Source organism: Ensifer sp. Root142 (assembly GCF_001426785.1).
Lineage (GTDB): Bacteria > Pseudomonadota > Alphaproteobacteria > Rhizobiales > Rhizobiaceae > Ensifer > Ensifer canadensis.
On sequence record NZ_LMFK01000019.1, the window covers coordinates 68,322 to 77,121 of the forward strand.

General features: G+C 61.9%; 10 protein-coding genes. 7 read left to right on the forward strand and 3 right to left on the reverse strand.

What is annotated here, in order from left to right; translation table 11 throughout:
• The first annotated feature begins 29 nt into the window (after positions 1-29).
• Entirely contained in the window at positions 30-1,232 is a 1,203-nt protein-coding gene (locus ASD52_RS19940; protein ID WP_082571850.1) for a cellulase family glycosylhydrolase, read from the forward strand.
• The gene (locus tag ASD52_RS19945; RefSeq protein WP_025427955.1) at positions 1,232-1,654 is read left to right on the forward strand and encodes a GNAT family N-acetyltransferase; all 423 of its coding nucleotides are present in this window, start codon (positions 1,232-1,234) and stop codon (positions 1,652-1,654) included. The genes ASD52_RS19940 and ASD52_RS19945 overlap by 1 nt, the downstream gene beginning before the upstream one ends.
• Before the next feature lie 13 nt (positions 1,655-1,667).
• On the opposite strand, the gene ASD52_RS19950 is transcribed toward ASD52_RS19945, so the two are convergent.
• A complete protein-coding gene (locus ASD52_RS19950; protein ID WP_025427956.1) occupies positions 1,668-2,225 on the reverse strand; it encodes an N-acetyltransferase in 558 nt (185 codons plus the stop codon).
• 259 nt (positions 2,226-2,484) lie between these two features.
• On the opposite strand from ASD52_RS19950, the gene ASD52_RS19955 reads away from it, so the two are divergent.
• Positions 2,485-3,462 carry a glutathione S-transferase family protein gene (locus ASD52_RS19955; RefSeq protein ID WP_038576325.1) on the forward strand — a complete coding sequence of 326 codons (978 nt, stop codon included), beginning with the start codon at positions 2,485-2,487 and terminating at the stop codon, positions 3,460-3,462.
• A gap of 107 nt (positions 3,463-3,569) precedes the next feature.
• On the opposite strand, the gene ASD52_RS19960 is transcribed toward ASD52_RS19955, so the two are convergent.
• Positions 3,570-4,037: an NUDIX domain-containing protein gene (locus ASD52_RS19960; RefSeq protein WP_107027893.1), complete on the reverse strand. Its 468-nt coding sequence runs from the start codon at positions 4,035-4,037 to the stop codon at positions 3,570-3,572.
• A gap of 110 nt (positions 4,038-4,147) precedes the next feature.
• On the opposite strand from ASD52_RS19960, the gene ASD52_RS19965 reads away from it, so the two are divergent.
• Both ASD52_RS19965 and ASD52_RS19970 read left to right on the forward strand, forming a co-directional pair.
• Positions 4,148-5,050 carry a metallophosphoesterase gene (locus ASD52_RS19965; RefSeq protein ID WP_025427958.1) on the forward strand — a complete coding sequence of 301 codons (903 nt, stop codon included), beginning with the start codon at positions 4,148-4,150 and terminating at the stop codon, positions 5,048-5,050.
• A gap of 164 nt (positions 5,051-5,214) precedes the next feature.
• Positions 5,215-5,763: a tetratricopeptide repeat protein gene (locus tag ASD52_RS19970; protein ID WP_038577333.1), complete on the forward strand. Its 549-nt coding sequence runs from the start codon at positions 5,215-5,217 to the stop codon at positions 5,761-5,763.
• A 64-nt stretch (positions 5,764-5,827) separates the two neighbouring features.
• Here ASD52_RS19970 and ASD52_RS19975 read toward each other — a convergent pair whose 3' ends face one another.
• Entirely contained in the window at positions 5,828-6,619 is a 792-nt protein-coding gene (locus tag ASD52_RS19975) for a DUF3313 domain-containing protein (RefSeq protein ID WP_158268960.1), read from the reverse strand.
• Positions 6,620-7,016: 397 nt separating this feature from the next.
• Here ASD52_RS19975 and ASD52_RS19980 point away from each other — a divergent pair, with 397 nt between their 5' ends.
• The gene (locus ASD52_RS19980) at positions 7,017-7,535 is read left to right on the forward strand and encodes an RNA polymerase sigma factor (protein ID WP_025427961.1); all 519 of its coding nucleotides are present in this window, start codon (positions 7,017-7,019) and stop codon (positions 7,533-7,535) included.
• Positions 7,536-7,538: 3 nt separating this feature from the next.
• Positions 7,539-8,366 carry an anti-sigma factor gene (locus ASD52_RS19985; RefSeq protein ID WP_025427962.1) on the forward strand — a complete coding sequence of 276 codons (828 nt, stop codon included), beginning with the start codon at positions 7,539-7,541 and terminating at the stop codon, positions 8,364-8,366.
• Positions 8,367-8,800 lie beyond the last annotated feature (434 nt).

The following is an 8,800-nucleotide window of genomic DNA, read 5'->3' on the forward strand; positions in this document are numbered from 1 at the left end:
CGCAGGGATAGTTTTTAGGAGCCCTGTACATGCGTTTGATCGTCTCCTCCCTCCTCGCTCTCACCGTAGCCGGTTCTGTCGTCACCGGGCCCGCTCATGCGGCCGATCTCATCGGCTTCTGGGACAAGCCGCAGCACGGCGGCAACAGCTTCAACCGGCTGCCGCCGGACGAGGCCTATTTCAAGGCGCTGTCCGGTTACGGCGCCACTTGGGTCCGGCTCTCCTACGACAAGTGGAAGCCGGCCAAGCGCGATTATCTGATCGGCGATGCCGACAAATACGAGGGCATTCCTGCGGCCGACCTTAAGATGCTGAAGGAAACGCTCGACCGGGCCGACAAGGCCGGGTTGAAGGTCGTCATCACTCCCCTGTCGCTGCCCGGCATGCGCTGGTCGCAGAACAACGGCAACAAGTTCGATGGGCGCATCTGGCAAGACAAGGCCTGGTGGGCTGAGGCCGCAAGCTTCTGGCGCGATCTCGCGCGCGAACTTAGGGATCATCCTGGCGTTGCCGCCTACAACATCATCAACGAACCGGCGCCTGAAAAGCAAAACGGCCTTGCCGAGCATGCCGACAGGAAGGCGATGCTCGACTGGTATGCCAGCAAGAAAGGCAGCGCATCCGACCTCGTGGCCTTCTACGAAACGGTCATCGCCGCAATCCGCGAGGTCGATCCGGCCACCCCGATCATGGCCGACGCCGGATGGTACGCGGCAGCCGACGGCTTCACCTATTGGCCGTCGGGCCTCAGCGACCAGAAGGTGGTCTACAGCTTCCACATGTATGAGCCCTACGCCGCGACGAGCGCACCCAACATGAAGCGCGAGAAGCCCTATACCTATCCCGGCAAGGTGCCCTTCGGCGAAGGCGATGAGGACTGGGACAAGGCGCGGGTCGCATCCTATCTCGACCAACCGGTGCAATGGGCGAAAGACAAGGGCATACCGCTCAATCGCGTCGTTGCCGGCGAGTTCGGCTGCATGCGCCGCTGGACCGGCTGCAAGGCTTACCTCGAAGACGTGCTGACGACGCTCGACAAGAACAGCCTGCACTGGGCCTTCTACAGCTTCCGCGAAGACAGCTGGGACGGCATGGACTACGAACTGGGATCGAAGAAGGTCCACTGGAAATACTGGGACGCGATCGACGCCGGCACGCCGAATCCGGTCAAGCGCACGGCGACACCGGAATTCGAACCGATAGCCAAACGGCTGGCAAAGGAGGAGCAGTGATGTTCGAGATCACCGACGCACCGCCGGCCGAAGCACTCGAGGCGATCGGCAACGGGCTGACGGCGTTCAACGCCGCCGATGTCGGCCCATCCGAGCGGCGGCCGCTGGCAGTGCTCGTCGGTGGACCCGATGCGGCGGGCAAACGCGGCGGCCTCAGCGGCTACACCGCCTGGGGCTGGTTGTTCGTGCAATGGCTGTGGCTACCGGAAGACCTGCGCGGACAGGGCCTTGCGGGCAAGCTGCTGACGGCGGCCGAGGAAGAGGCCATTCGTCGCGGCTGCCACGGCGCCTGGATCGACACGTTCAACCCGCAGGCGCTGCGCGCCTACAAGCGCCAGGGCTATGAGACCTTCGGCGAGTTGCCCGACTTTCCACCGGGCCGCAGCCGCGTCTTCCTGAAAAAGCTGCTGGTTTCGCAGTAAGGCCCGAAGGCCATCAAACGGCAAGCGCCAGTTCGATATCGGCCAACTCGGCCGCGTCATGGGCGGCCGCGTCGTCCCGCCAGCCGATGACGCCGGCAAGGCCGGCGTGAACGCCTTCAGCCATCGGCACCACCAGCACCCGTGCCGGATCGACCGGGCCCGGAAATTCCAGTGCGGCGTAACGGACCTTTTCAAAGCCGAGCGGCTGATAATAGGGCGGATCGCCGACGAGGATGACGGCCTGCGACCCCTTCCGCCGTGCCGCCTCCACGGCGATGCGCACGAGTTCCCGGCCGATGCCCATGTTCTTGTGCGACGGCCTGACAGCAAGCGGTCCAAGCAGGTGGCCCTTGATCGAACCGGCCATCACAGGCGTCATCCTGACCGAGGCGATCGTCCCGCCATTGTCGGCGCAGATGAAGGACAGCGACCGATCGTGCGGCCCCTGCTCGCGAATGCGCGCAGCCGCCCGGGCAAACCGGCCGGGGCCAAAGGCTTCTTCGTTGATGATTTCGATGGCTGCGTCATGGGACGCGTCTTCGGTCAGGTAGACGAGGTCGTGCTTTTTCATGGGATCAGGAACCAGGCATACGAACGGACATGGGGATGGCGTCACCCGAAGAGGGCGTTGGCAGCATCAGCGTCGTCGCAGGTTTCCCGAGAAGGTCATGAGTACGGTTCGTTCCGGACACAGAGAAATTTTCTGAAATCGCCGATACCAGAAAATTGCCCGATGTCAAAGCCCAAAACGCACTGTTCAGAAATCGATACCTATCGAAGACCGGCAAAGACGCTATCTATGAACGACGAAACGACAAAGGAGATCGCCCATGGGCAGGCTTGTAGACGGCATCTGGCAGGACGTCTGGTATGACACGGCGGCGACGAAAGGCCATTTCAAGCGCAGCGAATCGCAGTTTCGCAACTGGATCACCGCCGACGGGTCGGCAGGCCCATCCGGCGAGGGCGGCTTCAAGGCCGAGGCCGGGCGCTATCATCTCTACGTCTCGCTTGCCTGCCCCTGGGCGCACCGCACGCTGATCTTCCGCAAGCTGAAGAAGCTCGAAGACCTGATTTCGGTCTCGATCGTCGATCCGCTGATGCTGACGAAGGGCTGGGAGTTCAAGGGCAAGGATGGCGGCACTGTCGACCACCTCTACGGCTTCCACGCCCTCTGGCAGGTCTACGCCCGCGCCGACCCAACCTATTCCGGCCGGGTGACCGTGCCCGTCCTGTGGGACAAGCAGAAAAACACGATCGTCTCGAACGAATCCGCCGAAATCATCCGCATGTTCAACTCCGCCTTCAACGAACTGACAGGCTCGAACGACGATTTCTACCCGGAGGAACTGCGAGGCGAAATCGACGAGCTGAACACCCGCATCTATGGCGCGGTCAACAACGGCGTCTACAAGGCCGGTTTCGCCACGAGCCAGGAAGCTTACGAGGAAGGCGTCACCCCATTGTTCGACATGCTCGACGAACTGGAGGAGCGGCTTGCCACCCGGCGCTACCTGACCGGCAGCAGGCTCACCGAGGCCGACTGGCGGCTGTTCACGACACTGGTGCGCTTCGATCCCGTTTATGTCGGGCACTTCAAGTGCAACATCCGCCGGATCGCCGATTACAGGAACCTGCAGGGTTATCTGCGTGACCTTTACCAGGTGCCTGGCGTGGCCGAGACGGTCAACATGAACCACATCAAGGAACACTATTACCGCAGCCACACGATGATCAATCCGACCGGCGTCGTACCCGTCGGCCCGATCATCGATCTGGATGCGCCGCATGGGCGGCAGGCTGCCTAACGCATGTCGCGCAAAAGTGTGTAGCGGTTTTGCGATCATGACATGCGCAAAAAAAGAGCCTTAAGCCGCCGCCGCGCGTTCACGCGTGCGGCGGCGCGCGGCCGGCCCTACCAGTAGCTGTCGAAAGCCGTGCTGCCCGCAAGCTCGCCAAGCCGGCGGCGCGTTGCCGGCGTCGTATCGTCAGGCAGCGCATCAAGCGCGAAGAAACCGCTCGCGGCGATCTCCAGATCCGGCACCTTCGGCAAGGTCTGGCGCACGCCGTCGCAACGGTAGAAGACCACGTGATCGCGGCGACTCGTGCGCCTGTTGTAATAGACCTGTACCAGTGTCGGCGGGGCGGTCGTTTCCAGATTGCCCTCCTCGCGCAACTCCCGCAGCAACCCTTCGAGCGCGGTCTCGTCGCGGTCGAGCCCGCCACCCGGCAAATGCCAGCCGGGCAGGTAGGAATGCCGCACCAGGAAGACGCGCCCTTCAACGTCGAAGCAAGCGGCACGCACGCCGATCGTCATGCCGCGCGACAACGCGTAATAGCCGTGCACCAGGCGCATCAGGACGCGGAGATACCAGCGTCGCATCTCCGGTGGCCGCTCCTGCTTCAGATGCCTATCCTTCCGCATTGACTGTCAGACCGGATTAATCCGGCGACATGATTCCCCTCAACCGGAATATGCGCTAGACGGGGACGATGTTCAAACTTGCCCATATCTCCGATATCCATCTCGGCCCCCTGCCCGATCTCTCCTTGAGGGAACTTGCCTCCAAGCGCATCACCGGCTTCGTCAACTGGCACCGGAACCGCAGCCGGCACCTGTTCACGGGCACGCTCGACTGCCTGATGGCCGATATCGAGAAGCGCGATCCCGACCATATGGCGATCACCGGAGACCTGGTGAACCTCGCCTCGTCGCGGGAGATCGCAACGGTGACCGATTGGCTCGAGGACGCTGGCGACCCGGCCAACATCTCGATCGTCCCGGGCAATCACGATGCCTATGTGCCCGGCGCCTACGAGAAGACGACGCGCGCCTGGTATCCCTTTATGCGGGCGGATGGCGCACCGGCCGAGTGGCATGAGGGCCATCGCTGCTTCCCCTATCTGCGGGTGCGCGGCCCGGTGGCGCTGATCGGTTGCTCGACTGCGGTCGCGACGCCGCCCTTTGCCGCCAGCGGCTATTTCGGCCAGCGGCAGGCGCGCGCCACCGTCAACCTGCTTCGCCAGGCCGCTGACGCCGGTCTTTTCCGCGTGGTGATGATCCACCATCCGCCGATCCACGGCGCCGCCTCGCTGCACAAGCGCATGCTCGGCATCCGCCGGTTTGCGGCAACGATCTCGTCGGGCGGCGCCGAGCTGGTGATCCACGGCCACACCCACCTCAATACGGTCTACTCGCTGCAGGGCCCGAATGGCCCGGTGCCGGTCGTCGGTATCTCCTCGGCGTCGCAGGGTCCGGGCGGACACAAGCCACAGGCTGCCTACAATCTGTTCACGATTGCCGGCGAGGCCGGCAACTGGTTCCTCACCCGCGAGCGCTACGCGCTCAACGCCGATGCGACCGGCGCCACATTGGTCGAAACCACCCGCTTCTAGGCCCGCTCGCCCGACTTTTCGCCGAAATCCCATCGCCGGGCGAATAAATGCCCCTATTCGTGCGTCACACTCCCGTTCGGGTTCCCACGACCGGCAGAGCGATCTATCCTCTGTGCCGTGAATGGTGTGCTCGGCGCCATTCCATATGTTGGGAGATGGGCATGATGAACCGCAAGACCATTCTATGCGCCCTGTTTGCCGCCAGCGCGGCCGTTTTTGCAGGGCAGACCGCCATGGCCGCCGGCGAGGACACCAGCGAACCGCCGAAGAAAACCAAGACGAGCAGCGAATGCACCAACGGCAAGATCTGGGATGCCAAGAAGAACGCCTGCGTCAATGCCAAGAAGAGCGATCTTAGCGACGACATCCTCTTCGAGGCCGCCCGCGAGCTTGCCTATGCCGGCCAGTATGAGAACTCCATCAAGGTCCTCGGCGCCGTCAAGGATCAGAAGAGCGCCCGCGTGCTGAACTATCTCGGCTATGCCAACCGCAAGGCCGGGCGCATGGAGCTCGGCATGCAGTATTACAAGCGCGCGCTCCAAGCCGACGAGAACTATATCCTCGCCCGCTCCTACATGGGCCAGGCCCTGATCGAACAGGGTCAGGTAGAGGATGCCCGCGTGCAACTGGTCGAGATTCGCGATCGCGGCGGCGAAGACACCTGGGCCTATCGCTCGCTGCTGCAGTCTTTGGGCGGCGTCAGGCAATATTGATGCATGCCCACTGCCTTCCCGAACCTGGGAAGGCAGCCGCGGCATCGATCCTTGAAGCGTCTCCTCAGTTGCGCTTCTTCTCGGTCCATTCCGGCGGCAAGCCCAGCGCGCCGCCGACAATGCCCGTGACCCCCGAGCCACGCCCGAAAACCGCGCAATCGGGATCGGTCGATTTGCCGGTAACCGCATAGGACACGCTATTCGAGACGTTCTTCATCGACGGCAGCTCGAAGTCGGACTTCATCGGATCGTTCGACTTTGCCAGCATCGCGCTGAAATCGTCGGAAAAGTCTCCGGCAAGCTCGAAGGCGTCGGCGGCAGTCGACGCGCGCGAACCGCTGGTGACGATGTTTGCCCCCCGCGCCCAGGTCAGACCCGCGATCTGTTTGCCTCTGGCATCGAAGGCCTCGGCTTCGACCGATAGATTGCCGAGACCGATCGGAAGGCGCGGAACCGGGACAGGCGAGACTTTCGAAGCGACACTCGACACGCCGGCAACGACGGCGTTGGTGGCTTTCACCTTCGTTACAACGGAACGCACCGCCATATCCGCCGGCTTCGACACCGGAACGACATCGAAATGCGCGCTTAGCGCCTCGCACAGCGAGCGGTCGATCGCCGTCGCCACCAGCTTCTTCTGGGGGTCGCCGAGGGTGCCGACATCGGCATTGGAGGCAAAGGTCGTCGGGATCAGATGCACGGTCTTGACCGTCTTGGTCGAAGCGGCATCCACCCGATACTTGGTCTTGGTTACCATCCCGTCGCTTGCGACGAAATCCTTGTAGGAGGACAGCGAACCGGTTTCGCTGAGAGACGCACTCTGGCAACCGGCGAGGCCCGCCAGGGATACGGTCAAGCCGGCCACCCGCAAGAATTTCGGAGCGGGGCGCCACCCGCCATCACGCGGTCGCCCTGTGGAAGGTCGACCGTCATTTCGTCTCTCGCCGCATGCATGCTCGTTCATTGACGCGTCCTCTGTGATCGACCTGGAGTTGTGCGGATGAGTGCCGATCAGATTCGGGCCGAACTTTGACGCAATGCCGGCCCACCCTTGCAGTTTACGGTAACGACCGCCCTGCGAGACGACATGCGGATCGGCAAGGGTTTTTGGGATAACGGCGAAAGAAAGAGCAGATTTCGCTTTCCGATCCGTGACTTCCCTTGCAGACTAACGGTCAAATGTTTCATATCATTCACCGTGGAATTACCTGGCGAATAAAGACACGATCCCGCACGTTTCATTTGGAAGAGCAATGCGCCCAGCGGCAGAAACGAAGGACTTCAGACGCGACTTGGTCAGCTTGCTGCCCAAATTGCGCCGCTTCGCGATGACATTGACGCGCAATGCACATGATGCCGATGATCTTGTCCAGGAAGCTTGCGAAAGAGCGATTACGCGCAGTCACCTCTGGAACGGAGAAGGCCGGCTCGAAAGCTGGATCTACGCCATGACGCGCAACCTCTGGATCGACGAGATCCGCAAACGGAAAGTCCGCACCGGCAGCGGTACGGTCGACGTGTCCGACCAGGACGAACTGAGCATCGAGGCCTCCGCCGAGAAAGCCGTCTACGCCAACCAATTGCAGAAGATGATCCTCTCGATGCCTGAGGGCCTGGCAAGCACCTTCCTGCTGGTCAATGTCGAAGGCCACAGCTACCGCGAGACTGCCGATATCCTCGGTATCCCGATCGGCACGGTGATGAGCAGGCTGTCGACCGCGCGGTTGAGGCTCGCCGCGATGATCTCCGAAAACACCGAAAGGAGGGCATGACCGTTGCAGCAAACAAAAGGTCACGCGCTCGAAGTCCGGTTGTGCGCCTATATCGATGGCGAACTCGGCGAGGCAGAAAAGACTGAACTCGAGACGCTCCTCGCCCGCGACGAGGAAGCCAAGGCGTTGTTTGAAAAGCTGAAGGCCGGCAGCGCCTTCGGCAACACGGCATTCGAGGATTTCCTTCATGATCCCGTGCCGCTGGCGCTGGTGCGTCAGATCAAGCAGGGCTCCGGCATCAATCCCAAGGCGGAACGCGTGACGATCGCTGCCGCCAATGTGCGCAGCGTGCGCATCTGGCCGCGGGTGATGGCTGCTTCCGTGGCGCTGGTGCTGGTCGGTGGCTTCACCGGGTTTATCATCGGCACGGCCAACCACGCCGGCGAGCCGACAAGGGTCGCCTCCGCCCGCACCTGGCTTGACGACATCGCCGACTACCACCGCATTTATTCCCGCCAGAAGGAACGGCTCGTCGAGGTCCCGGCCTCCGAAGCGCCGAAGATCGAGACTTGGCTCGCCTCCAGCGTCGGCGTCCCGTTCACCATTCCCAACCTCACCGGCAAGGGTCTGAACTTCGAGGGTGCGCGTCTGCTCGTCGCCAACAGCAAACCCGTCGCGCAACTTATCTATCGCAATGCCGATGGCGACGTGTTTGCCATCTGCTTCCTCAAGGACAGCGACAGCCCGCAGTCAGACAAGTTCTCCGAAAGCATCCGCGACAATCTCGGCATGGTTTCCTGGCAGCGCGGCGGCGCGTCTTTCGTGCTCGTCGGCCCGTCGGCCAGCATCGGTCTGCACGATCTGGCCGAAGCGGTCTCCACGACAATCTGAGCCGCGACCTCCGCCTGAACCAGGCAACGGAACCATGGCAGCGCCTGTTGCCAGGGTGGATCGTGTTGCCGTCAAAATCAGACATCGACCGCAGCGCGGCAGACTGCATCATCCGCGCGAGCGGCCCTATGCCGAGCCGGGCTGATGTTAGCTCAAGCGGAAATTTTTGCAGGCAACCAAATAGTTACACCTGCTTTCCCGGCCTAAAATACATATGCTGCACCGGAAAAAATTTCGCTCCGAATTGCCGTTTCGCAACACCCGCAAAATTGGCAAAACCCGGCAAGAAAAAACCAACGGTTGACATATCAATACTTTGTCTATATCTCTGACAAATCGATATTTGCTTGCTGAACTTTGGTTACCGCGCATTTAGCAACTGCGCCCTGACGAACCTTCCTTTCAAAAATCGCTATCTTCATCCGCAGCGCTTG